The organism is Halobacillus sp. AWH4_228 (genome assembly GCF_056158365.1).
The window spans coordinates 480,881-506,986 of record NZ_JBSWTE010000001.1 but is presented as its reverse complement, the minus strand read 5'-3'; the positions used below and the strand labels follow the sequence as shown (position 1 = coordinate 506,986).

Here is a 26,106-nt window from a genome sequence, read left to right as displayed (position 1 = left end):
CAGGGTCATCACCGGTTTGAAAAGTATAAAAAAGAGCTGCACCGATTCATATCGATACAGCTCCTCTCACTTATGGGAGATACTTTCTAGGGTTTACAGAGTTTGAACGGCTTCCATTCCAGGAACCTTCGTGAATTTCGAAGTGAAGGTGCTGTCCTGTAGAATCACCGGTACTCCCCATATTACCTAGGAATTGGCCTTGAGAGACCGTTTGACCGGCAGATACAGCCGGTGTACTTCTCAAGTGTGCATAAACAGTTGTGAACGTCTGACCGTTCATATAGTGGGAAATCATAACCACGTTTCCGTAACTGGATGAATAGTTTGCCCGGATAACTGTACCTGATGCGGATGCATGAATCGGAATCGTGCCTCCGGCAGCTAAATCAATCCCTGAGTGAAGACGAGGCGTTCCGTAAATCGGGTGGATTCGGTTACGGTCATATTCAGATACGGCCGGTGCGTTAGCAGGCCAGATGAATCCTGAGCTGTTGCTGCTGGATGACGAACTGGACGTGCTTTCAGACTCACTTGAATCAGATGAGCTGGATTTATCCGAAGATGAAGAATTGGAAGAGGCACTGCTTACAGTCTCCTCTGCTTTTTCTTCCTCAGCCGCTTTTTCTGCAGCGGCTTCTTCAGCTGCGGCTTTTTCAGCTGCAGCCTTCTTTCTGGCTTCTTCTTCAGCTTTACGCTTCCGTTCAAGTTCGAGCTGGCGCTGACGCTCGATTTCCTTTTCAATAGCGGCTTCCTGTGCAGCAAGCGTTTCCTGTTCTTCTTCCACGCTGACCATGTGGTTATGAGCATCTGCTTCTTCCTGCTCAAGTGTGGACATCAAGGCTTCCTTTTCTTCTTTCTTACTTTCAAGCTCCTGCTTTAATGTTTCAAGCTCGGACAATTTACTTTCAAGGGAAGATAATTCCTCTTCCACCTGGGCTTTTTTTTCTTCCACAGCCTGCTTATCAGCAAGATGCTCTTCCAGAATTTCCTTATCCTGTGTAGCAATCGTATTCAGGCTCATGACACGCTCCAGGAAGTTTCCGAAGCTTTCAGCGCCCATGAGAACATCAAGGTAATCCACGCTTCCACCATTTTGATGCATGGATTTCACCCGTTCTTTAAGAAGTTCATCACGCTCTTCAATCCGCTTTTCAAGCTCCGCAATTTCTTCTTTCAGCTGATCGATGTTCTCTCTTGTCTGTGCGATTTCATTTTCCTTCGTCTGGATCTTATCCAGTGTATCCATCGTCTGCTCGTCCAGACGTGCAATCTCAGCATCTACTTCATCCTGATCTTCCTGAAGCTCAGCGATTGTATCTTCTTTTTCTTGAATTTCCTGCTCATTTTCAGACTGCTGTTGTCTATTCTCTTCCAGTTTCTCCTGATTTGTTTCAGCATTCACCGTTGTTGAAACAGGTAAACCGGATAGAATCAGACCGGCAGTAAGAGCGGCAGTTATGATTTTTGATTTCACTCTTCTTCCTCCCCCGATTCCTCACCTGTGTGTATGATTCATCTATTTTTTAAACCTTCAAATACTTACGGATGGACGTAAAGCTTCCCCAAAGTCCAATGGTGACCCCCATCAGGACAAGCAGGGCAGATACTTCAAAAACAAACGGATAAACCGGCAGTAAGTCTATAAATAAAGTAGGATATCTGGCCGTAATCTCATTGTAGAGAGCCTCATAACCAAAGATCACAAAGGCGATAGGTAAAATCGACCCGAGAATTCCGATTAGGATACCTTCGAATAAGAAAGGCCAGCGTATGAACCAATTGGTCGCTCCTACCATTTTCATAATCTCGATTTCACGTCCCCTGGCTACGATAGTGATCCTGATTGTATTCGCAATCAAAAACATCGCTGTAAACAAAAGTCCTGCGATAATCGCCAGTCCGACGTTTCTGGCTACATCCATAACGCTGAACAAACGTTCTACGGTCTCTTTGGCATACTCGACTTTGTCCACGTTTTCAAAGCTTTCAATCGATTCAGCTACCTGAATCGTATCCTGTGGATCTGCCGTTTTTACTACGTAAACGTCATTCAATGGATTTTCATCTTTGAGAGATTCAAAGGCTTCCCCTTCATCTCCCATGCTGTTGATCAGGTTATCCAGGCCTTCATCCTTCGACTGGAAATTCACACTGGATACACCCGATACGTCTTCCAATTGACCCTGCAGGTTCTCACGGCTTTCCTCATCTGCGGTACGGTCGATGAAAACACGGACTTCGACGTCTTCCTCGATTTGTTCTCCCATATCATTCAAGTTCAGGAGAAGTGTCGCGAAAACTCCTACAAGCAGAAGGGTTACGGTTACCGCTGAAATGGAGGCTACCGACATCCACTTGTTTCTCGTTATGTTTTTGACGCCTTCTTTTCCGTGCCGGCCGAACGTTTTAAATTTCATAATTCCTGTCACCCCGGCACTTCTGATTTATAACGGTTTGAAAGTCCCTCATCCTGCCTGCGTCTTCGGTTATACGGTGATGTGTTTCAAACAATTTCTATCACTTCCTACCAATCTTTCATATTTGTTGATCTATGTTGTAAAAAATTATGTAGTCTCAGTCGTCTCGTTCAATTACCCTACTAATTATATCAAATATATTCGCTAAATAAAGACAAATTATTATTACATTTGTGTTTCATAAGTTTACAGAACCCTGTAATATCAGGGTTTCTTTTCGACATCATCCGTCATATTCACGAGTCTTTACAGGTAAATATAATCAGGTCCATAGACCCTGAATAAGCATAAAAAAATAAGCTGTCCTTGTAGAAAGACAGCTTATTTTTTCAGGTGATGATTCTTTAATTTTTCAATTTCCCTCTTGAGCCGGAGGTTTTCCAGTACAACGGAATCGTACGACTTCCTCGTCCGGGCGTCCGGATCCAGGTTTACTTCGTACCATGATTTTCGGAGCACGGCATCCACCGGGCTCGTCTGTTTAATCTCAGCCGAAGGGTAGAGTTTCTTGAGACGTGTCACCTCTTTTTCAGACAAGCGGAGTTCCCTGAAGAAGATACCTTCTTGAAATGACTCGAACAAGAATCGCTCAAACGCTTTTTTTGCCAATGCCTTTCCCCCTCGAGTGAATCGTCTTAGTTATATATAAGACGAAACGGGAAGGTTCATGACTTCTGGAATACAGATTCTTTTACTACGGCATGGGCTACGACTTCCATGGGATCAAGCAGCGGCACAGGAAGATGGTAGGGTTTTAGAACCAGACCGATTTCTGTGCAGCCGGAGATGATCACTTCTGCGCCCTGATCGAGCAGTTCCTCAGCAGCAGCTTTTAAAAGGGAGAGCGGTTCTGCATCCGTGTTGCCGCTTTTAATGCCATTGCTTCCATAGATGGATTCCATCACTTTCTCGTTCTGTGTCACCGGGCGCGGTTCAATAACATCAAGGTGCCCAAGGTGCTTTTTGAACAATCCGGTCTGCAGTGTGCCGGACGTTGCCAGCACCCCGATTTTACGAACCGCGGGATAATGATCCTCGATGTATTTTTTCAACTCTTCAAAAGCATTCATAAGTGGGAAGGATACGGCTTTTTGAACATCTTCGATAAAATAATGGGCTGTCATACACGGAATACAAGCCACATCCACATTTACTTTTTCCAGATTTTTAGCGGCATCGATCATTTGCGGGACAGGATTTTCCCCGCGCCCGGATATGGCCGCAGTACGGTCCGGGATTTTAGCATTGCTGTCAATAATCACACGGTAATGATCCTGATCCTTTTCGGCCTGTGTCGCGCGGATAATCTTCATATAATATTCAGCCGTAGCCTCAGGTCCCATCCCCCCGAGTATGCCGATAATTTTGTCGTTCATCGTCTGCCTCCTTACAAAAGACCCGATACGTGGCTGAGAAGCCATTCACAGAACACCGGCCACCCGGTTTTTCAACGGTTTGAACAGCTGATCTTCGTCGATGTCTGGTCTTTTTGTACTTAACTGTTCTAAAGCAATCTTTGCGCCGGGATCCATGCCCTGACATCCTGCAAGCAGCAGCACATCGTTTTCCTTCACTTCAGATATAGCGTGGTTCACAGCGTCATCAAGCTCTTTATAAAGATGGACTTTGATGCCGGCTGCATCCATTGCTTCTTGGAACACACGGACCTCTTCGTCCGTCACAACATCCTTCTCAGTCACATGAGAATGGCTCACTGTAGCAATGATTTCCGTCAAGCCAAGACGCGGAGCCCATTCAACAATGGCATTCGCGTTCTCTTTGTTCACTGTGACCCCGCGGCTTCCACGGATAGCATAAACAAGTTTCAAGTCTGAGTAGTCCATCTGCTGCAGCGTACTCAGTGTAACGTTGATATTTCCATAGTTGGCGAAGTGATCATCCAGCATTTTGAAGTCATCTTCAAAAACCATTTCAAAGCGGCGCTCCACCCCGCCAAAGCCTTTAATCCCGGACTGGATCGTTGGAATCGGTACCTCATTCAGAAGTGCAGCTGCAATGGCCACCATGGAATTGTAAACGGAATGATAGCCCGGCGTGGACAATTCAATATCGAATTCCTGTGGAGCGTACCCGGTATTCCCGACAGAGAACGGGCGGCGGATTTCCACTGTGAACTTAGCTCGTCCCGTTGAAAGATCAAGATTCTTACAGACGAGATCCCCATCGGCGGTTTCCACACTGAATGTAAGGACATTGGCTTTCGTTTCTTCAACTAAGGATGCCGAATAGGAATCATCCAGGTTCAGGACTGCCCAGCTCCCTTCAGAAGCGTTCCGGATCAAGCTGGCTTTACTGTTAAAGTATTCCTCAAAAGATCCGTGAAGATCAATATGCTCTCTGCTGATATTGTTCAATGAGACGATATCAAAATCGACACTGCCCACCCGGCTTAAATCAAGGGCGGAGGATGAAACCTCCATCGTTACGTGGGAAACATCCTGGTTTCTCATTTCTGCAAAATATCTGTGCAGATCCAGCGATTCAGGTGTCGTCAGCTTGGTCGGTTCGGAATAGTCGCCGTATTTCACGACTACGGTCCCGATCAATCCTGTTTTCAAGCCGTGCTCTTCCAAAATGGCATCAGTCATAAAGGAAGTGGATGTCTTTCCATTCGTGGCTGTAATCCCGATGGTTTTCATAGCCTGGGAAGGGTGGTTGTAGTAGGCATCGCTTAACGCAGCCAGAGCCTGACGGCTGTCCGCGACGCGGTATTGAGGAAGATCGCCCCATCCGTCCTGGTAATCTTCTACAACTATTGCTGCTGCACCACTCTGGACCGCATCTTTCACGTAGCGGTGCCCATCCGTCTTAAAGCCTTTAATGCAGACGAAGACGTCCCCTTCGTTTACGTTTTTAGAATTGTAGGCAAGTCCCTGGACATATATGTCTTTATCATTCCAGGCTTCCAACACTTCAATCGATGATAATAACTGATTAAGCATAGCCATTGTTATCTACCTTCCCTGCTCATTTTTGACTGATTTCCATTTCGATGATCATCCGCATATATGTTTCGTACACCGCAGAACGTTTCCTGCTGTCCCCCGGCATATATTTCCTGTTTTTCTACGCTTTTTTCGTCACACGTCCAGCGACGAGGCGTGCCAGCTTCTTCCCGAAAGCAAAGGCCGGTTTCGGGTCTTTCGGGTCCCAGATTGCATGGGCTTTCGGTCTGAAATAGGATTTCATCACACTTTTCGGGGAAAGCTGACCCGTCTTGATATATTCCCTTACGGCAAGAAGATCCTCATAGGCATACCAAAATACGATGTTTTTATCCTCACGTACAGCTTTCGGCTCAAGTGGACGGCCTGTAAGCTCCCGGTAGGTGATATAAGGAATATTGATTCCTGTCTTCTGCAGCAGGTGGTTTAAGTTTGTAATCCTCACATTGATTTCAATCAAATAATACTGCCCTGTTTCGGCATCTTTTTTGAACTCGATTTCGGCAAATCCTTTGTACTGGATCCCTTCGAGGAATTTCGTTCCAAGCTCGTACAATTCCGGAACGTATTTCTGCTGAGTGTAGACAGAGGCCCCATAATTCACAGGAAACTGCCGAAGCTTCTGGCAGGTCACCCAGTGGGTCACTTTCGAATCCTGATCCAGATAAGCATCAAATGTGTACATATGATCGTCAAAACCAGGAATGATGCGCTGTACAATCACTTCGATATCTGCCGCTTTCGCCTCGTTGACTTTCTCCAGCAGTTCCTCCTGATTGTGTACCGTGAAGAGCTTTCTTCGGAACTTGGCCACAAATGCCGGTGAATCCACCGGTTTGACAAGGCACGGATACTGAATGTCCTTTTCCACACGCTCTACGAAATTCTCTTCATCGACATTGACGGTCTCAGGAACCGCCACCCCATGTTCAGAAGCCAGGGTATGAAGCGTTCCTTTGTCCATTATCTTAGTATATAACCCCTGTTCCTTTTGAGGAATAAGGAAATGTTCCCGTAATTCCGGCAGATGTTCATCGACGAACTCCACGTACGGATCGGCTGTCGGAATGAGAACAGGAGGACTGTCCTGTTTCTTAGCATAATCCACGAGGAAAGCAGCAAGTCCAGCCGGATCTTCTTTATAGTGAGGTCCGATCAGCGCTTCCGAACAATATTTAGATTCCAGCCCGTAAGCCCCTTCCCACGCGTAATCCACAGCAGCAACATGGACACCATGAATACCCAGACACCGGATTGTACTCAGTCCAATATAATAATTCGCACCTAAAACGACCGCTTTATTCGTCATGAGATATCCCCTTTTACCTTTTTATTAACTATACACGACCCGTAATCTAAGGCGTGAATCTTCCGATATGTAAACATATATATTTTACCACAATCCACGGGGGAACAAAACGCAAACCGGTTCCCGGCATAGAAAAGGCGGCCCGGACACGGGACGCCTTCAATCTTTCTATCTATTTGGCAGATGGCGGCTGAACATCCAATGGATTGGACGGAGCAGCGGCTGTTTCCTGTCCGCTTTTGCGAAAACGGCGCACCCACGTATCAGCTGCATACATCACTAAGAACAGAAGCAGGACGGTCAGTGACAACATCGCAAATGATGTAACCATTGTTTTTCCCCTTTATTCGTTAAATTTCCTCAAATCACTACAAATCCTTATATATAATACCAAATATACGGCTGTTGTAAATGTTTATTTCTATTTTCTCCAATATTCTATGGATTCTTCAAAAAAGCCGCCTTCCATGTAAAGGAAAGGCGGCCTGGAATCAGGACCATTCAAACTCCCAGTCTTCTTTTAAAATCAGGTAGGAGGCAAAAAGGCGGTCCTCTCTGTCCAGATGGTCTGCAAGGTCTTCCAGCTGCAGTTTCGGTAAAAGAATTGCTGCAACATCTTCCGTTAACTCTTCCTGTTCCACGGCATTCAAACCAGGGTAGCGGTGAACATACGTCCGAAGCAGTTTCCAATCTTCTTTTGAAAACCGCTGGCGTTCCCAATCTCCTATGTGCACCGTCTGCGCCGTAATGTTCCTTTCCCTGAGAAGCTTGTTCAGCTTTTTATCCGAACTCTTCTCTGCCTTTTTCTTCTTCTCATGGATGACAATCGTTCCAGCTACCACATCACCAAGACGTTTGTGGGACGGATGGAAAAAGACCATCAGCATACCAAGCAGGTAATAGAAAGGAAGCATATCAATAATCCGGAGCAGATTTCGAATGAGAACAGAAAGAGCGGTCGGACGTCCGCCATTCTCCCTGACCACTCGCAGTCCCAGAAGCATCTTGCCCGGCGTCCTTCCGTTTGCAAGCCATTCAAATAAAAAGAAGTACCCCCAGTTAATAATAAAAACGATCACAATGATGACAGCAACGATCACGCTCTCTGCCTGCCAGAAGTAAACACCCATGTAGTTATCCATCAGCAGGATGACTGTCAGCAGACCGGCATTCATCAGCGTAGTAATCAACGTATCTGTAATCTGTGCCGCTCCCCGGCTGCCCAGTCCAGCCAGTCTGAAATTAAGAGTCACATGCTCCGGTGTTTTCACTTGTACATTTTCCTGCATACGCCATCTCCTCTCCCGGGTTTCCATTAAAGGCAATCTTGCTTATAATTAAACTACGTTGTAAAAAATTTCCGAGCGGCAGGTGACCCTATGAATTATCGTACATTTATCTCGCAGAACCGCCAGGATTGGAAGCGGCTGGAGAATCTGATCCATACGCTGCAGCAGAATAAGAAAAAATGGACAGCCGGGCAAGTGGAGGATTTCCAGCGGACATATCAGAAGGTTACCCAGCACCTGGCCTTCAGTCAGACGTACTTCCCTGAAGAAGAGAGCACGGATTACTTGAATACGCTGACATCAAAAGCCCACAACACCCTGTATCAGGAGCAGACCTCCAACTGGAAACAGGTGAAGCATCTGTTCGGCCACACCTTCATCCATCTTCTTCGTGAGCAGTGGGCGTTTGTCATCATCAGCATGTGCCTGTTTCTTCTTGGAGGAACGGCTGCGTTTACAGCCGTCTACCAGGACCCAATGAGCCTGTACACGATACTGCCCGCCAACATCGCTCAAAACGTGGACCCGTCACAGATCGGCAGTGACGGTGGGGTGAATTCACCAGTGATGTCGGCTGAAATTCTGACCAACAATATACAGGTGGCCTTCCTTGCGTTTGCCGGTGGTGTAACCTTTGGTCTGGTCACCGTCTATGTGCTTATTTTTAACGGCATCATCGTCGGCGCGCTGGCCGCTCTTTTCTTCACCTACGGAAAATCCTATGATTTCTGGGCCTATATCGTCCCTCACGGAATCATCGAGCTGACAGCCATTTTCATTGCCGGCGGAGCCGGACTTCTGATGGGCTTTAAATTATGGGTCCCCGGCTCACGAACCCGTGCCTATCAATTGAAAACGAACGCCTACCGCTCCGTGCTGCTGTTAATCGGAACGCTGCCCTTGTTTATCATCGCCGGGATTATTGAAGGATACATCACGCCTTCTGCACTGCCGCTTGAAGCTAAGTATGCTTTTGCTGCACTGACTGTGATCGGACTACTCGTCTATATCGTTCTTGGAAGCCGACCGCTTAAAGCAGCCCGCGGTTCATAATATCAATGTAATAGGATACCGAGGCGGATGCGAGAGCCTCTTCCGGAGCTTCAACCATCGGAAGCCCACGGCTCTCCCAGCGTCTCATTTCCTCCTTTTTATCCATCAACTGCTTCTGTGCCATACTTTTCACCATTGTGGATGCAACATCTTCCGGGATGCGCCTCGCAGCCTCATCCACTGTCCTGTCCTCAATACCAACCATAAGAAATAAATGGGAACGCCTTAACCTCATCAAGTAATGCAGCGCTGTTTCTTCATATAGAAACGTGGTGACATCGCTGAACAAAAGATAAAGGCTGCGCTTATTTTGGACGGATTGTAAATATTGAAAAGCGGAGGCGTAGTTCGATTCATAACCTTCCACCTCCAAATGATAGACTTCCTGTAGAATGGTCTGCATATGGGCCATTCCTTTTCCAGGAGGCACATAGACATGAACACGCTTTGAAAAAGCAGCCAGAGAAACATAGTCGCCTCGCTTTAAAGCCGCCGTTGTTACAGTAAGAGCCGCTTCCAAGGCTTTTTCGAGGCGGTTATTTTCTTCAAGCTCCACTCCCATCATTCTTCCGCAGTCAATAAGGATCGTCACATACTTCCCATGTTCCGGCTCATATTCATTCATCATGAGCTCCTGCTGTTTCGCCGTCTGGCGCCAGTTAATCTTTCGAATGTCATCGCCTGTCACGTACGACCGGATCTGACTGAACTCTCCTGAGCCGACCCGGTCTTTCCTAATGCGGGTTCCTTCATAAAGCAGAAAACGCTGGGCATCTTTCAGAAAGTGCCGGCTGCCGCTTAAGTCCGGGATGACACGCACCTTCATTTCCTGATCGACACGTCCCTGTCTCGCCCACAGGCCGATGGATGAACACCAGCGATAGGAAATGGACGGAAGTCTATAATCGCCCCGTTGTCCGGCCGTAAACGAAAACGGGAGGTCTTTTCTTTCTCCTCCCTTGATCCATCCTTCCAGTGGAAAAGGTCTGGAGAACGATGGAGGAAAATGATCGATCACTTCTACAAACATCCGGTGATCCGAGTTGTTTTTTATGACAAGGGCAGCTTCACTCTCTAACCCACGTTCAATCTCCTCCTCCATTGAACGATGGAAGTGAATTTGTTTTTTCCCTGGCATCAGCATCAAATCCAGAAGGCTGAGGAGAAAAACGACAGCATTTAAGGAAAGCAGATACGGCCAGGGAACACCCAGGGCCGCCAGTCCTGTCACTAAAACCAACAGCACAGCTGCAAGAAGGAGCAGCCTTCGCGTTGGTACGATCCCCCTATCGCGGAACAGGAACAGATCCCACCAGCTCCTGAATGATCTGGTCATAGGTGGCTCCCTCCAATTCCATATGAGGCGCAAGTAAAATCCGGTGCCTCAGTGCAGGTACGGCTACTTTTTTCACATCGTCCGGTGTCACATAATCCCGCGACCCTAAATAGGCCCAGGCTTTTGCCGCACGTGCCATCGCTATAGCCGCCCGTGTACTCGCCCCGTTCCGGATCGTATCCGTCTCTCTTGTTTTCCTTACCAGCTGTGTGATGTACTCATAGACGTCATCCGTTACGGTAATCGCTGCAATCTCCCTGCTTACCTCCTGGAAGATATCCATAGACAGAACGGAAGTGGTCTCAGCATCAGCTGTCCCACCACTGACGATACTCTTTATAACATTCACTTCTTCTTCGAGAGCAGGGAAATCGACAGTCAATTTAAACATAAAGCGGTCCTGCTGCGCTTCCGGGAGTGGGTACGTGCCTTCAAACTCGACCGGATTCTGTGTAGCCACAACAAAAAACGGAGCAGGAAGCGTATAGGTATCCCCCTGGATGGTCAGCTGTTTTTCCTCCATCGCCTCAAGCAGTGCCGCCTGTGTTTTAGCGGGCGTACGATTGATTTCATCTGCCAGAAGAACGTTTGTAAAAACCGGTCCCTTCAATGTTTCAAACATGCCGGACTTCATGTTGTAGATCATGCTCCCTGTGATATCACTCGGAAGCAGATCGGGTGTGAACTGAATGCGTTTGAAATCGCCGCCAAGCAGGTCAGCGAGCGTCCGGATCATTTTCGTCTTCCCTGTACCCGGCACACCTTCCAAAAGGACATGGCCTCCGGAAAATACCGCTGCCAGCATCAGGCGGAGATTTTCCGACTGTCCGATGACTTTACTTTCGTAGGATTCGATTAATTGATGGATCTGCTCTTTCATCTGTCCTGCACCTCTTTCCTCATCTGTTCAAGTACACCTGACCATTCCAGGTAGGATTTTTTATCGACATGACTTTGATGTTCCAGCGGTTCAATCCGGCGGGACATCGTCGTCCACCTTTCCAACGAATCCGGGTCGATCCGTCCGTCCAGACGCTCTCTCGTTTCTTCCCATGATATGTGGACCGGTACACCGAAGCGCTCCTGCAGCAGCTGGCGGATATAGGATTCCTGGATCGCCAGCGACTCCCGGTAAAACTCCCCTTTTTTATACCAGCTTGCAACGGCCTGAAGACGTTCATCCCCAAAGCGGACGACATCCTCCCGCGGTGTGAAGAATGGGCCGAAACGCTTCCCTTTCCACCACAGCCAGGCCAGCGTCAACAAGGCCAGCTGAAAAGTGAAAAACAAGAGCCAGGAAGGGTAAACACCTGCTTTATCAGCGAACCCGTTCCGGGTATGTATGTATTCATCAAACCAAAGACTTCCGCCGCTGCCCGCTGTATCCATAAGTTTCGTGACAAGGGTAAAGTGATCCTTTTCTATTATCCGGTCGTTAACAAGCCAGGAGGGCGTTAAACCGACAATCAGCCTCCCCTCGCCGTAAGATCGTTCAATGGCAACCGCTCCACTTTCGTCCTTCAGCAGTATTTTATCTGCTTCCCCGGTCCGCAGCCGGTGGGGAGCAGGGATATCTGCCTCATACTGATTTCCGCCGGCATCTGTGATGAGCGAAGATCCCTGGTCGGAATCCGGATACTCAACAGCCACATCAAAATAACCGGCCGGATGTTGTTTCATCAGCCAGATGGTGTTGCCTGCCTCCATCCACTCCTTGTACCGCTGCATCTCCTCCCCACTCACCGTCGTCACAGGCTCCGCCATCAAGAGGGTCTGGGAGGTACCGGCCGCCGGAAGCTGTCCAGGGGCTGCATTCCAGCGCGCGGCATCCTGATCCCGCTCTTCCAACAGCGTGTAGAACCCCTTCAATCCGTTTGGTGCCGGAGATTCGGATGTGTACGGAGGATAGACTTCCGGTTCTTCTTTTGAGCTCCAGTAAATGACCCCGGCAAACAGAAGGAGAGCCGCTCCGATTCCCAGCCATGTTTTCCTTTGGTTCATCAGGCCTCCTCCTTTCTTCCTTCCTTCACATACCATGCTGCATCAGAACGGAAGGTATGGTAGTCCTTTTCATTCAGCAGCCGCTCTCCGTAGGTCATCTGGTCATACATTAAGGCCAGACGGCGGAACGCTTCCACATAATCCGCTCCGGTATGAGCTTTCAATTCCTTTTCATAATCCCCATTGGTTTTCCATGACTGCACATCTACAAACCCTTGATCATCAAAATGAAGCAGGAGCCCCAGAAAAACCTGACGGGCCGCAGCAGTCCATTGTTGCTGTTCCGCCCATTCATCTGCCTGCCGCCAATGACTATCGAGCGAAAGCGGTCCTTCTTCACCTGGAAGAAACGTCCGGTTTCTACGGGCATGCTTTTCGCCCGAGAGTCTGCTGAACAGCCGGAAAGCCAAAAACACGAGAACACCGAGGCCGATGGCTCCAATGAAATACAGCACACCATCCACCGCAGATCCTGTGATTTCCGCCCCGGGAAAAAGAGTTTCCAACAAGTCTCTGACCCATTCGGAAAGCAGTTCGCCGATCCGGCTGCCTGCACGCTCCGGCTGTTCTTCATACGCTTCATATTCCGTCCTGCTCAAAATATCGCTCAAGTATTCCTTTTCCTGCTGTATTGCGCTCATACTGCCACCCACCTTCAGCCCTTCGCAGATTACATGTTTTTATAGGAAGCAATCATATCCTTCAAGTCTCCGCCCTCATTCCGGGTCTTCAAATCGTACAACAGGACCGTGTAACCAACCATTAAAAACAATGTTCCGAGGAGTGTAGACAGGTCGGTCAAAAGTTTGCCGGCTACACTTCCTCCAAGAAGAATAATGGAAACCGCATCAAATATAGAAGTTAGCAGGAATATGATGATGCCGAAGACAACAAATAACCCGAGCGTCGCCCAGAATCTTCCTTTCGTTAATTTCCAGCTTTCTGTGAACCCAGGCGCTGCTTTTTTGTAAACAACCGATCCGAAGAACATACTCAGTCGTGTTCCAAAAAAAGCGAGCAGCGCGATAAAACCGAGGACGAGGAGAATGATCGGAATAAATCCAGCTCCGTCTCCAGCCGCAAGGGTCAGTCCGATCCCGCCAAATCCAATGACAATAAAGAAAACGAAAAAGACTCCAAAGACGATGACCCCAAGCAGCAAAGAGCTTCCAATCAACGGCCAGAACCTTGAAAAGGCCCCTTTTACTGCTGTTTTTTTCGTCCAGCTTTCTCCTTTGATGACTTTGCCGGCTGCAATGATGACCGCAGCCTGAGCCATTGTATAGAGCACGAGATTCAAGATGGTGTTCAACCCCAGGTACACCATTTCCATTCCAATTCCCAGGTTAGCAGCAACCGAAGCTTGTATGTTTCCCGCACTGTCCAGGTTGTTCATCAGCTGCTCTCCGAATCCTCCGCCGGATGTTTCGCGGAAAAGATCAATACCGCTTACAATCATGAACAAGTAATCGACTATGAAAATCGGGCCGATTAAAAATAACAGCATAAGAAATAAAGACGGGAAATGCTTCTTCGATATGCTGAACGATGTATCAAGAATTTCCCCAAATGATTTAGGTTTCAGCTGTGTTGGTTCCATAACCTTCCTCCTCTATAAGCATTTACTATTAGTTTAACACGGAGAAAGGGTTATTTTGACAAAAAAAGACAATGATCTCGTGATAGAATCATAGGAACGTACCCGTAAAGGAGGAAAAGGATGGGCGATATCCAGCTGCACAACTACCAGCACGTATGGCCTGAGATATTTGCTGAAGAAAAGGCTGAAATCTTGAGCTTTCTTGATCAGGACTACCCTGTCGAGCATATAGGGAGCACAGCTGTCCCCGGGATGAAAGCAAAGCCGGTGATTGACCTGATGCTCGGTCTTCCCCGCCTTGATCTAAATGGTTCCTTCATCCATGCTCTGCAGAAAGCCGGCTATACATATGTGCCAAAGCTCGAATGGAAGGAGCGGTACTTTTTTCGTAAAGGAGAGCCGGGGAACGGAACGTGTCACCTTCACATCACAGCGTATGAAGGAAACGAGTGGCGGGATAAGCTTGCCTTTCGCGACTATCTCATGAAACATCCGGAAAAAGCCATGGACTATCAGAGGTTGAAAAGCCGCCTTGCCGTCACACACAAAAAGAACCGCTCCCGCTATACCGCAGCGAAGGAACCGTTCATTCAGCACATCCTCCATCTCGCTGAAAAAGAAAGCTGACACCCGTGTGGGTGCCAGCTTTCTTTCATGATAACTTCTGAAGATATTGGGCGGCCGTTTCGATTCCTTTTGTGAAATTATCCAGATGGAAGTGTTCATTAGGGGCATGGAGATTCTCTGTCGGAAGACCAAAACCCATCAATACGACAGGGGCATCCAGGACACGTCCAAATACTTCCACGATGGGAATGGACCCGCCTTCTTTCGGAAACAGCGGACGCACCTTGTAGACATCCTCATAAGCCTCTGCCGCAGCCTGGATAAAGGAGTTTTGAGAATCCATGGCGACAGGGTCCGCTTGAATGAATTTCTCCAGACTGACTTTGGTCCCGGCAGGCTTATGCTGCTTCACATGGCGTTCTATTGATTCATAAACCGCCTGTGGATTTTGATCACCAACGAGACGGCAGCTGATTTTGGCGGAGGCTTCCTTTGGAACAATCGTCTTCAGTCCCTCGCCCTGGAAACCGCCTGTCATGCCATTGATCTCGAGCGTCGGGCGGATGCCTGTTCTTTCTTTAAATGAAAACCCGGCTTCTCCGTAAAGGTCGTCTATATCCAGTGCGCGTTTCGTTTCTTCTTCGTCAAAAGGAACGGCAGCGACTTCCCGGCGGAGTTCTTCGGTCGGTTCCGGAACGCCTTGATAAAAGCCCTCTACAGAGACTCTCCCCTCTGAATCATGAAGGGAATCCAACAGGTTGACGAGCGAATGAACCGCATTCGGTACGCCGCCTCCATATGTACCAGAGTGAAGATCAGAGTTTGCGGTCCGGACCGTCATTTCCATCGCCAGCGCCCCACGAAGGGAGGTGCAGATCGCCGGCTGGTCTTTGCCGCTGAAGGAAGTATCACTAATCACGACAGAATCACAGGATAAACGCTCTTGATTTTCCTCAATGAAAGGACCGAGATGCGGACTGGCCACTTCTTCCTCCCCTTCGATGATAAACTTCACGTTCACAGGCAGCGCTCCATGCTCTTTCATCAGAAGCTCGGCCGCCTTGATATGAATGAACAGCTGGCCCTTGTCGTCGGTCGCTCCACGTGCATAAATCCTGCCGTCTTTGATGACCGGCTCAAACGGCGGTGTGTCCCAAAGGTCAACAGGGTCTTCCGGCTGGACGTCATAGTGACCGTACACCAGCACGGTCGGCTTATCAGGGGCATGGAGCCAGTCACCATAAACAAGTGGATGACCATTCGTTTCGATGACTTCCACATGCTCCATTCCGGCCTTTTCCAAAGCTTCGGCGGTCCATTCCGCCGCCCGGCGAACCTCTCCTTTATATGCAGACAGCGACGAAATACTCGGTATACGCAGATACTGCTTGAGTTCTTCGATAAATTGTTCCTTATGTTGTTCCACAGCTTCTCTCACTTTATTACCTCCCTTTTTCAAACCATATCCTCATTATACATGATGCAGACGGCTGTCCTTCTTTCTCCCATTGTCATCCTGCAGAAGAAAACGGACGGTGCAAGTCGAATGCACCGTCCGGATGTACTTCCTATATAAGAGAGATAATAAAGCTGATTACTACTATTAAGCCGATAATCATCAGGATCGTACGAATCATGCGATCACCTCATTGTGTTTGGATTTTCTTTTACTATTCCCTTAATCCTGCATTTTTGAAACAACGAAGAAAAAAAAGCTGCCGGAAAAATTCCCCGGCAGCCTGAGAACGGACAAATCCATCCTCCATTTTATTTTTTTACATGACTTCACGATCCCAGAAGCGGTGGGCGGCAACAGCTTCACCAAACTGTTTGGCGAACTGCTCTGCGTTGTCTCCTGTAATGACGCCGCTTTGGCCGTCCATATCGTTCTGCTGCACATATTCCACACCTTCGTGAGTCGCTCCAATTGGTTTGAAGTGCATGAACGCTTCAGACAGGAAGTTACCGGACTGCTTGGCGAACGTTTGATCCGCATCAGCACCTCCGACAGCATAAATCGCATCATAAAGAACGGAATCCACCGTGAGGAACGTATGGTCCACTTTCAGTTCTGAATTATCATCACCTTTCAGCATCCCTTGACGGTTACTGATAATGTTTGTGATGATCCCTTGGGATTCCAGCTGCTCCAATGTCTGTCTCACATCCTGACCATTAAAACCGTCAGCAAGAATGACACCGACCGTCCTCGTTGCCGGAGAGTGAACCGTATTCGCCTGGCTGAGCGCCGGGGAAGATTTCGTCACGTTCGAACCACCGGATTCCGGAGGGGTTACACCGATGTTCTTCGCAAAAGACTGGGCGAGCTCAAGGCTTACGTTGGAGAACATCTCTACGATTTTCTCACGCACATCCTCACTCTGTACTTTTCCAAGTTCAAAGCTGAATGCATTGATGATGTGATTCTTTTCATGATCACTCATGCTGTTCCAGAACAGGGTCGCCTGGGAGAAGTGATCCTTAAAGCTTTCACTTCGTGCACGGACTTTATGGCCGTCCACTTTTTCCTGATAATGCTCAAAGCCGCCTTCTGCTTTGCTCGCAGGTGCCGGCGTGTTGCCAGCCAGACCATTTTTGTGATAAGCCACAGGTCCTTTATTGATCGTCTGACGTCCATAGCCGTCACGCTGATTGTTAAAGAACGGGCAGACCGGACGGTTGATCGGCAGTTCGTGGAAGTTCGGGCCGCCGAGGCGGATCAGCTGCGTATCCGTGTAGGAGTGAAGACGCCCCTGTAGCAGCGGGTCATTCGTAAAGTCGATGCCTGGTACAAGATGGCCCGGGTGGAAGGCGACCTGTTCGTTTTCAGCAAAGACGTTATCGACGTTGCGGTTCATCGTCAGTTTACCGACGATTTCGACAGGTACGTCTTCTTCCGGCCAAAGCTTCGTCGGATCAAGAAGGTCGAAGTCAAACTTATATTCATCTTCTTCCGCAATCACCTGGAAGCCAAGTTCATATTCCGGATAATCCCCGTTTTCAATAGAGGTCCAAAGGTCACCCCGGTGGAAGTCCGGGTCTTTTCCATTAATTTTCTGAGCCTCGTCCCAAACGAGGGAATGCGTTCCAAGAACAGGTTTCCAATGGAACTTCACAAAGTGTGCGACGCCTTCTTTGTTCACAAGGCGGAAGGTATGTACACCGAAACCTTCCATCATACGCAGACTGCGTGGAATGGCACGATCGGACATTGTCCACATCACCATATGCGCAGATTCCTGGTTATGGGCAACAAAATCCCAGAACGTATCATGGGCGGATGCCCCCTGCGGCATACCGTTATGCGGTTCAGGCTTAACAGCGTGAACTAAATCGGGGAATTTGATTGCGTCCTGGATGAAGAAAACGGGAATGTTGTTTCCTACAAGATCAAAATTCCCTTCCTGCGTATAGAATTTCGTAGCAAAACCTCGGGCGTCACGAACAGTCTCCGCAGAGCCCTTGGACCCCTGCACGGTAGAAAAACGTGTAAACGTCGGGGTTGTCTTCGATGTATCCGTCAAAAAGTCAGCACTCGTGTATTTTTCAAGTGATTTATATAATTGAAATTCTCCATGAGCAGAAAAACCTCGGGCGTGCACAATACGCTCAGGGATACGTTCATGGTCAAAGTGGGTCATTTTTTCGCGAAAGTGAAAATCCTCCATAAGAGTAGGGCCGCGCTCACCAGCTTTGAGGGAGAATTCATCCTCAGATACTTTCACTCCCTGGTTGGTGGTCATATGTTTACCAGAATCATCTACTCTGTACTGATCCAGCTGCTCATCCTTTTTTGTACGCTTGTCGCTCATTGTGCTCCTCCTCTGATTATGTTTAGAATGGTAAGTAAAAAATAACCATTACAATCTAAAAGTACCCGAGGGTTCGACAACTTAAACGACATTATTATTATTTTTAGAAAACAAAAACAATGAATCAGGTAGACCATAAAAAAAGGGGGACATCGTTGTCCCCCCTTTTTTGATAGTTAAGGCAGCTGCGTCGTACCCATCAAGTAACGATCACATTCACGGGCTGCTTCACGGCCTTCATTGATTGCCCACACAATCAAGCTTTGTCCGCGTCGCATGTCGCCCGCTGCAAACACGCCATCTACATTGGTCGTGTATCTGCCATATTGTGCAGCTACATTGGAGCGGACGGTCGTTTCTATGCCCAGCTTCTCAATGAGATCCTGCTCCGGCCCGCTGAATCCAATCGCAAGCAGGACAAGGTCCGCCTTCCACACTTTTTCCGTCCCCGGAATTTCCGTACGTACTTTGTTCCCTTTTTCATCATAGGAAAGAGCGACATCAATGGTATGCACTTCCTTGATGCGGTTGTTCTCGTCACCGACGAATTTTTTCGTCATGACTGCATAAGCTTTCGGATCTTTACCGAATTCAGCTTCCGCTTCTTTCTGCCCATATTCCACACGGTGGATAATTGGATACTGCGGCCACGGGTTTGTTTCATTATCGCGGACGCTGCTCTTCTTATCGTAGATATCAAATTGGGTCAGACTTTTACATTCATGGCGCATGGATGTGGCCATACAGTCTGTTCCTGTATCTCCCCCGCCGATCACGATCACATTCTTACCCTTGGCACTGATATAGTTGCCGTCTTCATGGTCCGAATCCAAAAGACTTTTCGTATTGGAATGAAGGAAATCCATCGCATAGTGAACGCCTTTCAAGCTTCTTCCACTTACGTCGATGTTCCTCGGTGTCGTAGCACCGCCGCATAGAATGACCGAATCATATTCTTCATTCAAGCGGGAAACAGGGTAGTTACGCCCTACCTCTGTGTTGGTCAGGAATTGAATGCCTTCCTGCTTCAGAATGTTCACACGGCGTTCCACGACGGAGTACGGAAGCTTCATTTCCGGAATGCCGTAGGTCAGCAGTCCGCCGACACGGTCATTCCGCTCGTATACCGTCACCCAGTGCCCGGCTTTGTTCAACTGCGCAGCGGCAGCAAGGCCGGCCGGACCGGAACCGACAACCGCCACTTTTTTACCTGTGCGGGAGGCCGGCGGCTGAGGAGTTACCCAGCCTTCCGAAAAACCTTTTTCAATGATTGAACGCTCTACACTACGAATCGCAACAGGCGGCTCATTTATGCCAAGCACACAGGCGCCTTCACATGGAGCCGGACAGGCAAATCCGGTAAACTCCGGGAAATTGTTCATTTCATGTTCTTTCTCAAGAGCTTCCTTCCATTTCCCTCGATAGACGAGGTCGTTCCACTCGGGAATCAAGTGATAGACCGGGCATCCAGTCGTAATGCCGTTGATTTCCATTCCGGAATGACACGTCGGAACGCCGCAGTCCATGCAGCGGGCCCCCTGCTTTTGTACTTCTTCATCTGAAAGGGGAAGCGTGTAATCTTCCCAGTCTTTCGTTCGAACTTCAGGATCACGCTCAGGTATAGCCTGGCGCGTATATTCCATAAATCCAGTTGACTTTCCCATCAGGTCTCCCCCTCCGCTGTTATTTGACGGTTTCCACCGGTTTGTTTCTCTCTTCAAAAGCTGTCATTTCTGCGTCAAATTTGTCCAGTCCGCTCTCTTTCAGGCGCTGAATGCGTTCCTGCATGTGCAGGTAATCTCTTGGAATCACTTTGACAAATCGGCTCACGTACTGCGGCCACTCCGCAAGGATCTTCTGTCCCAACGGGCTGTTTGTATACGATACGTGACGATCGATCATATCATAAAGCTCCTGGATTTCCTGTGAATCCTGCAATTGCTGCAGAAGCACAAGCTCCTTGTTGCACTTCGTTTCAAAACGGTGGGCTGTTTCATCAAGAACGTAGGCGACGCCTCCGGACATACCAGCAGCAAAGTTACGTCCGGTACCTCCAAGGACGACGACCCTTCCACCCGTCATATATTCACAGGCGTGGTCCCCGACACCTTCGACGACGACATCCGCCCCACTGTTCCGTACACAGAAGCGCTCCCCGGCAAGACCGTTGATATAGGCTTCTCCAGCGGATGCTCCATAGAAAGACACGTTTCCGATAATCGTGTTTTCTTCCGGACGGAACGAAGACTTGGATGAAGGGTGGACGATGATCTTCCCTCCGGACAGTCCTTTACCGACATAGTCATTGGAATCTCCGATCAGGCGCAGTGACATCCCTTTAGGAATGAAAGCTCCGAAGCTCTGTCCTGCTGAACCTTTGAATGTCAGGTTGATCGTATCTTCAGGCAGGCCTTCTGCGCCGTAGCGGCGGGTAATCTCACTGCCCAAAATCGTCCCTGTCACCCGGTGGATGTTGCGGATCGACCCGGTATATTTCATCGGTTTACCCGTTTCGATCGCATCTTTACATAACGGGAGCAGTTCTTCCATATCGAGGGTCTTATCCAGACCGTGATCCTGCTTACGCACAGCAAATAAACCATAGTTGTCCGGTACATCGGGCTGGTAAAGAAGCGCAGACAAGTCCACACCCTTCGCTTTCCAATGATCGATGGCTTCGTTTGTTTCAAGCACATCCGTCCGTCCGATCATTTCGTTGATCGTACGGAAGCCGAGTTCTGCCATGATCTCCCTCGCTTCCTGGGCAATGAAGCGCATAAAGTTTTCAAGGTGATCGGCTTCACCGGTGAATTTCTTCCGAAGTTCAGGATCCTGGGTGGCTACACCAACAGGACATGTGTTCAAATGGCAGACACGCATCATGACACAGCCTAGGACAACAAGAGGGGCTGTGGAAAATCCATACTCCTCCGCTCCAAGAAGAGAGGCGACAACGACATCTCGGCCGGTCATCATCTTACCGTCTGTTTCAACGACAATGCGGTCACGAAGCCGGTCGAGCACAAGTGTCTGGTGGGTTTCAGCCAGACCGATTTCCCACGGAAGACCGGTATGCTTAATACTTGTACGCGGCGCAGCCCCTGTTCCACCGTCATAACCACTAATCAGAACGAGATCGGCACGGCCTTTCGCTACACCAGCAGCAATGGTTCCTACACCGACAGCCGATACAAGTTTCACGCTGACACGAGCCTTTGGATTGGCATTTTTTAAGTTGTAGATCAACTCAGCCAGATCCTCGATGGAATAAATATCATGGTGCGGAGGCGGTGAAATCAACTCAACGCCTGGCGTGGAGCCGCGGACTTCGGCTACCCACGGGTACACTTTCTTACCAGGAAGGTGTCCACCTTCCCCGGGCTTCGCCCCTTGGGCGACCTTGATCTGGATTTCATCGGCATTCACTAAATAGTGACTATTTACGCCAAATCGTCCGGAAGCTACCTGTTTAATAGCGCTTCGTTTCAGGTCACCATTTTCTTCCGGTTCAAAACGGGCCGGGTTCTCCCCGCCCTCTCCGGAGTTACTGCGGCCTCCGATCCGGTTCATCGCGACAGCAAGCGCCTCGTGGGCTTCCTGACTGATGGAACCGAAGGACATCGCACCGGTTTTAAAGCGCCGGGTAATGTCTTCAACCGATTCCACTTCATCCAACGGAATGGACGGCCGTTTTTTAAAGGATAAAAGTCCACGCAGGGATTGAAGGTTATGCTTTTCATCCGTCAGCATCTGCGAGTACTGCTTGAAAAGATCATAATCATTGGCACGGCAGGCGTGCTGCAGTGTCGCGATCGTCTGCGGATTGTACTGGTGATCCTCACCATTTTTGCGGTATTGATAATCATCACCCGCATCAAGCGTACGGTTTCCGCCACGGTCCTCACTGAAGGCTGTTTCATGACGCATCAATACTTCTTTTTCAATGATGTCCAGACCGATTCCGCCGAGACGGGAAGCCGTCCGGGTAAAGTATTGATCGATCACATCCATCCGAATACCGACAGCCTCAAAAATCTGGGCTCCCCGGTAACTTTGGATGGTTGAAATCCCCATTTTGGAGAGGACTTTAATAATACCGTCTGTTGCCGCTTTAATGTACGTCTGTACAGCTTCGTTATGGGAAACGGCTTCAAACTGACCGGTTTCAAGAAGGTCACGCAGCGATTCATAGGCAAGGTAGGGGTTGATCCCTTCTGCCCCGTAGCCCAGAAGTGTTGCAAAATGATGGACTTCACGCGCTTCCCCTGTTTCCACAAGCAGACTGACTTTCGTTCTCGTCCCTTCGCGGATCAGATGGTGGTGGAGACCTGAAACAGCAAGCAGCGTCGGGATGGCTGCATACTCACCATTCACACCGCGGTCAGAAAGGATAATCAGTGTCGCTCCGTCTTCCACCGCTTGATCGGCCTCTTCAAATAAACGGTCGAGCGAAGCTTTCATTTCATTTTCTTCCGCTTTAAATAACGTCGACAGTGTGACCGGTTTGAATCCTTCCACCGTCTGCTGGCGAAGCTGTTCGAGCTCTTTATTCGTCAGAATCGGTGTCTTCAGACGAATTTGACGGCAGCTGTCGGGTTTAGGATCCACCAGGTTCCCTTCGGCACCAATGGTCGTTTCCACCATCGTAATCAGTTTTTCACGAATGGCATCGATCGGTGGGTTGGTCACCTGGGCAAACAGCTGCTTGAAATAGCTGTAAAGCAGCTGAGGTTTCTTGGAAAGGACAGCCAGCGGAGAATCATATCCCATCGAACCGACCGGATCTTTTTTATCCGTCACCATCGGCATGAGGATCTTATTCAATTCCTCTGTCGTGTATCCGAAAGCGAGCTGCTGATCGATCAGATTTCCGATCGGTCGGTGTTCTGCAGCCGGCTCAGGCAGGTCTTCCAAATCGAATTTATGATCATCAATCCATTCCTGGTACGGATGCTCACGGGCAATCTGAAGCTTGATCTCTTCATCCGGGATGATTTTCCCTTCTTCAAGATCGACGAGCAGCATTTTGCCAGGGTGCAGTCGATCTTTGTACAAAATATCATCAGCGAAAATATCGAGCGCACCAACTTCAGACCCGAGCACGATCATGCCGTCCTTCGTTACATAGTATCGGGCAGGACGCAGACCATTACGGTCCAGACAGGCACCAATCTGCTTCCCGTTCGTATAGGCAAGGGCTGCCGGGCCGTCCCATGGTTCCATCAGCGTACTGTGATATTCATAAAAGCTCTTCTTATCTTCCTGAATCGTCTCATCATTGGACCATGGCTCAGGGACCATCATCATAGCCGTGTGGGCCAGAGAACGACCGGATAAGTAAAGAAACTCAAACGCATTATCGAACATGGATGAGTCACTTCCGTTGGCATCAATGACCGGCAGAAGCTTATCCAGATCTTCTTTGCTGAAGTATTCAGACTCACAAAGCTCCTGCCTCGCTCTCATCCAGTTCACATTTCCGCGGAGGGTGTTAAACTCTCCGTTATGGATGGTATAGCGGTTTGGATGTGATCGTTTCCAACTCGGGAAGGTGTTCGTACTGAATCGAGAGTGTACTAAGGCGAGGGCGGTTTTAAAATCAGGATGGTTCAAATCAATATAAAAGGAGTCCAGTTGTTCAGGAATCAGCATGCCCTTATACACAATCGTATTGGAAGACAGGCTGCTGATATAAAAGTCATCATACTGGTCCAAGGAAGCAATTTCGCTTTCCGCACGTTTGCGGATGATGTATAAACGGCGTTCCAGATCCATCTGCGTCTGGATATTTGCAGAAGGAGCTACAAAAGCCTGACGAATGAATGGCTTCGTCTTTTTCGCATCTTTTCCTACGAAGGAGTCGTTGACGGGTACAGTACGCCAGCCAAGGAACTGCTGTCCTTCTTCCTCAACGATACGCTGAAAGCGCTGCATGCAGTCGACTCTCAAGCCATGATCTTCCGGGAAGAACACCATGCCGATCCCGTATTTCCCAGCCTCCGGAAGGTATATATCTTCTTTCTCACATTGTTTTTCAAAGAATTTATGAGGAATCTGGGTTAAAATACCGGCACCATCCCCTGTACTGATATCCGCGGACTGACCGCCCCGGTGCTCCAGATTACATAAAATCGTGATGGCATTTTCTACAATACTATGACTCTTTGTCCCATCGATGTTGGCAATAACTCCGATACCACAAGCTTCATGCTCATTTTCCGGATGATACAGCCCCTGCGGAACAGGATATCCGTGTTTTTGCATTATCTTTCCCCCTAGCGGACTTATTCTTGAAGGTTGCAGGCAATAATAGAAAAATTCTGTCTTTTCAGTTTCTTACTAGTATAGCATGAACATATGGAAGAATCACGCCCTCATCAGGCATAACCGCTGAATTTTCATGCAAATACGACAATGACAATCCTTTACAAATCCACTTATAAAAACGATGTAAGCGCAACCAAATATTTTTTGAGATTTTTCAAAAGAAAATTTATTTTATTCACTTTTCCATACAAAAAACCTTTATCTACAAGCGTTTGAACGTATATTAAAACCGAAGGATGTATTTTCATACATAAAAAGGAATTTCATCTCTTCATTTAGAAAGTAGTAGGAAGGCAGGGAGGGTTTATGGATGGGAACAAAAACAAGAACATACGGAATTACAATTGGAGAGATGCAGACGGGGAGACGAAATCAAATTACCGATGTACCCGGTGTCAAAGTCGGTCATCAAACACTGACAGACGGAGACACACGCACAGGCGTAACGGTCATCCTTCCTCATGAAGGGAACCTTTTCAAACAAAAGCTGCTGGCCGCCTCGCATGTCATCAATGGCTTCGGCAAAACCACCGGATTAATCCAGATCGAAGAAATGGGGACGTTGGAAACCCCTGTCGCCTTAACCAATACGTTCGCAGTCGGCCGGGTTTACGATGCCCTCGTTGATTACAGCTTGGAGCGGAACCCTGAAATCGGACGGACGACAGGGACGGTCAACCCCGTCGTCGGGGAGTGCAATGATATGCATTTGAATGATATCCGAAACCGCAGTGTAGCGAAGGAGGATGTATGGCATGCGCTGCAAAGAGCGGAAGATGAGTTTGAAGAAGGAAGTGTGGGAGCGGGGACAGGCATGGTATGTTACTCCATGAAAGGCGGCATCGGGTCAGCTTCGCGTAAAATCGACCTCGCCTACGGATCGTATACCCTCGGCGTTCTGACATTGACCAACTTCGGGACGCTGAGTGACCTGCGGATAGATGGAAGAGCGGTTGGGAAAGAGCTGAACGAAGCACATCAGGTACAGGAGAAGGACCGCGGTTCGGTGATGGTCATCTGCGCGACGGATCTCCCGGTCACAGAGCGGCAGTTGAAGCGGATACTCAAACGGGCAGCAGCCGGATTATCGAGGACGGGGTCTATTATCGGTAACGGCAGTGGTGAAGTTGTCATCGGTTTTACAACCGCTGGAACCATTCCGCATGACAAACCGGACCAGCCCCTGTCTTTAGAAATGCTTCATGAAGAGGATATCGATGCGGCATTCCGAGCTGTACGCGAGTCCTGCGAAGAAGCTGTATTGGAATCACTGCTTTATGCAGTTCCCGGGAAAGGAAGAAATGGACATGACCGGCCGACGCTGCCTGAACTTCTTGAGAAATTCAACCTTTCCCTCCATTAAAAAAGG

General features: G+C 48.6%; 20 protein-coding genes. 3 read left to right on the top strand and 17 right to left on the bottom strand.

The genetic code is table 11. From position 1 onward, the window contains the following. Nucleotides 1-70: 70 nt before the first annotated feature. From ACXADP_RS02585 to ACXADP_RS02550, 8 genes are all read right to left on the bottom strand, one after another. The gene (locus ACXADP_RS02585; protein WP_474969964.1) at nucleotides 71-1,474 is read right to left on the bottom strand and encodes a murein hydrolase activator EnvC family protein; all 1,404 of its coding nucleotides are present in this window, start codon (nucleotides 1,472-1,474) and stop codon (nucleotides 71-73) included. A gap of 49 nt (nucleotides 1,475-1,523) precedes the next feature. After that, nucleotides 1,524-2,417: a permease-like cell division protein FtsX gene (gene ftsX, locus ACXADP_RS02580; RefSeq protein ID WP_474969965.1), complete on the bottom strand. Its 894-nt coding sequence runs from the start codon at nucleotides 2,415-2,417 to the stop codon at nucleotides 1,524-1,526. A 381-nt stretch (nucleotides 2,418-2,798) separates the two neighbouring features. Next, a complete protein-coding gene (locus tag ACXADP_RS02575) occupies nucleotides 2,799-3,086 on the bottom strand; it encodes a hypothetical protein (protein WP_474970752.1) in 288 nt (95 codons plus the stop codon). A 56-nt stretch (nucleotides 3,087-3,142) separates the two neighbouring features. Further along, nucleotides 3,143-3,853, bottom strand: a complete 711-nt coding sequence (gene cuyB / locus ACXADP_RS02570) for a cysteate racemase (protein WP_474969967.1) — start codon at nucleotides 3,851-3,853, stop codon at nucleotides 3,143-3,145. Nucleotides 3,854-3,898: 45 nt separating this feature from the next. Then, nucleotides 3,899-5,446, bottom strand: coding sequence for a Mur ligase family protein (locus ACXADP_RS02565; protein ID WP_474969968.1), 1,548 nt, complete (start codon nucleotides 5,444-5,446; stop codon nucleotides 3,899-3,901). A gap of 118 nt (nucleotides 5,447-5,564) precedes the next feature. After that, nucleotides 5,565-6,752 carry a carboxylate--amine ligase gene (locus tag ACXADP_RS02560; RefSeq protein WP_474969969.1) on the bottom strand — a complete coding sequence of 396 codons (1,188 nt, stop codon included), beginning with the start codon at nucleotides 6,750-6,752 and terminating at the stop codon, nucleotides 5,565-5,567. A gap of 172 nt (nucleotides 6,753-6,924) precedes the next feature. Further along, nucleotides 6,925-7,083: a hypothetical protein gene (locus ACXADP_RS02555; RefSeq protein ID WP_156896539.1), complete on the bottom strand. Its 159-nt coding sequence runs from the start codon at nucleotides 7,081-7,083 to the stop codon at nucleotides 6,925-6,927. 160 nt (nucleotides 7,084-7,243) lie between these two features. Next, a complete protein-coding gene (locus ACXADP_RS02550; RefSeq protein ID WP_474970751.1) occupies nucleotides 7,244-8,041 on the bottom strand; it encodes an RDD family protein in 798 nt (265 codons plus the stop codon). A 90-nt stretch (nucleotides 8,042-8,131) separates the two neighbouring features. On the opposite strand from ACXADP_RS02550, the gene ACXADP_RS02545 reads away from it, so the two are divergent. Further along, nucleotides 8,132-9,094, top strand: a complete 963-nt coding sequence (locus ACXADP_RS02545) for a stage II sporulation protein M (RefSeq protein WP_474969971.1) — start codon at nucleotides 8,132-8,134, stop codon at nucleotides 9,092-9,094. Here the strand turns inward: ACXADP_RS02545 and ACXADP_RS02540 are convergent. From ACXADP_RS02540 to ACXADP_RS02520, 5 genes are read right to left on the bottom strand one after another with little or no spacing between them, the layout of a single operon-like run. Further along, a complete protein-coding gene (locus tag ACXADP_RS02540; RefSeq protein WP_474970750.1) occupies nucleotides 9,072-10,430 on the bottom strand; it encodes a DUF58 domain-containing protein in 1,359 nt (452 codons plus the stop codon). The two genes, ACXADP_RS02545 and ACXADP_RS02540, sit on opposite strands and share 23 nt — an antisense overlap. After that, nucleotides 10,381-11,310 carry an AAA family ATPase gene (locus ACXADP_RS02535; RefSeq protein WP_474970749.1) on the bottom strand — a complete coding sequence of 310 codons (930 nt, stop codon included), beginning with the start codon at nucleotides 11,308-11,310 and terminating at the stop codon, nucleotides 10,381-10,383. The genes ACXADP_RS02540 and ACXADP_RS02535 overlap by 50 nt, the downstream gene beginning before the upstream one ends. Continuing rightward, nucleotides 11,307-12,431 carry a DUF4350 domain-containing protein gene (locus ACXADP_RS02530; RefSeq protein ID WP_474970748.1) on the bottom strand — a complete coding sequence of 375 codons (1,125 nt, stop codon included), beginning with the start codon at nucleotides 12,429-12,431 and terminating at the stop codon, nucleotides 11,307-11,309. Before ACXADP_RS02530 ends, ACXADP_RS02535 begins: the two co-directional genes overlap by 4 nt. Next, nucleotides 12,431-13,072, bottom strand: a complete 642-nt coding sequence (locus tag ACXADP_RS02525; protein WP_474970747.1) for a hypothetical protein — start codon at nucleotides 13,070-13,072, stop codon at nucleotides 12,431-12,433. Before ACXADP_RS02525 ends, ACXADP_RS02530 begins: the two co-directional genes overlap by 1 nt. Nucleotides 13,073-13,101: 29 nt before the next feature. Continuing rightward, a complete protein-coding gene (locus ACXADP_RS02520) occupies nucleotides 13,102-14,031 on the bottom strand; it encodes a hypothetical protein (protein WP_474970746.1) in 930 nt (309 codons plus the stop codon). A 120-nt stretch (nucleotides 14,032-14,151) separates the two neighbouring features. Between ACXADP_RS02520 and ACXADP_RS02515 the strand changes: the two genes are divergently transcribed. Beyond that, on the top strand, nucleotides 14,152-14,658 hold the full coding sequence (locus tag ACXADP_RS02515; RefSeq protein ID WP_474970745.1) for a GrpB family protein: 507 nt from the start codon (nucleotides 14,152-14,154) through the stop codon (nucleotides 14,656-14,658). A gap of 25 nt (nucleotides 14,659-14,683) precedes the next feature. On the opposite strand, the gene ACXADP_RS02510 is transcribed toward ACXADP_RS02515, so the two are convergent. The 4 genes from ACXADP_RS02510 to gltB form a co-directional block, all read right to left on the bottom strand. Beyond that, nucleotides 14,684-16,036 (bottom strand): dipeptidase, encoded by a 1,353-nt coding sequence (locus ACXADP_RS02510; RefSeq protein ID WP_474969978.1) that lies wholly within the window; start codon nucleotides 16,034-16,036, stop codon nucleotides 14,684-14,686. 337 nt (nucleotides 16,037-16,373) lie between these two features. After that, nucleotides 16,374-18,410, bottom strand: coding sequence for a catalase (locus ACXADP_RS02505; protein WP_474969979.1), 2,037 nt, complete (start codon nucleotides 18,408-18,410; stop codon nucleotides 16,374-16,376). 176 nt (nucleotides 18,411-18,586) lie between these two features. Then, nucleotides 18,587-20,074, bottom strand: a complete 1,488-nt coding sequence (locus ACXADP_RS02500; RefSeq protein ID WP_474969980.1) for a glutamate synthase subunit beta — start codon at nucleotides 20,072-20,074, stop codon at nucleotides 18,587-18,589. A gap of 19 nt (nucleotides 20,075-20,093) precedes the next feature. Beyond that, nucleotides 20,094-24,674 (bottom strand): glutamate synthase large subunit, encoded by a 4,581-nt coding sequence (gltB, locus tag ACXADP_RS02495; RefSeq protein WP_474970744.1) that lies wholly within the window; start codon nucleotides 24,672-24,674, stop codon nucleotides 20,094-20,096. 373 nt (nucleotides 24,675-25,047) lie between these two features. Between gltB and ACXADP_RS02490 the strand changes: the two genes are divergently transcribed. After that, nucleotides 25,048-26,100, top strand: coding sequence for a DmpA family aminopeptidase (locus tag ACXADP_RS02490; protein ID WP_474970743.1), 1,053 nt, complete (start codon nucleotides 25,048-25,050; stop codon nucleotides 26,098-26,100). Nucleotides 26,101-26,106 lie beyond the last annotated feature (6 nt).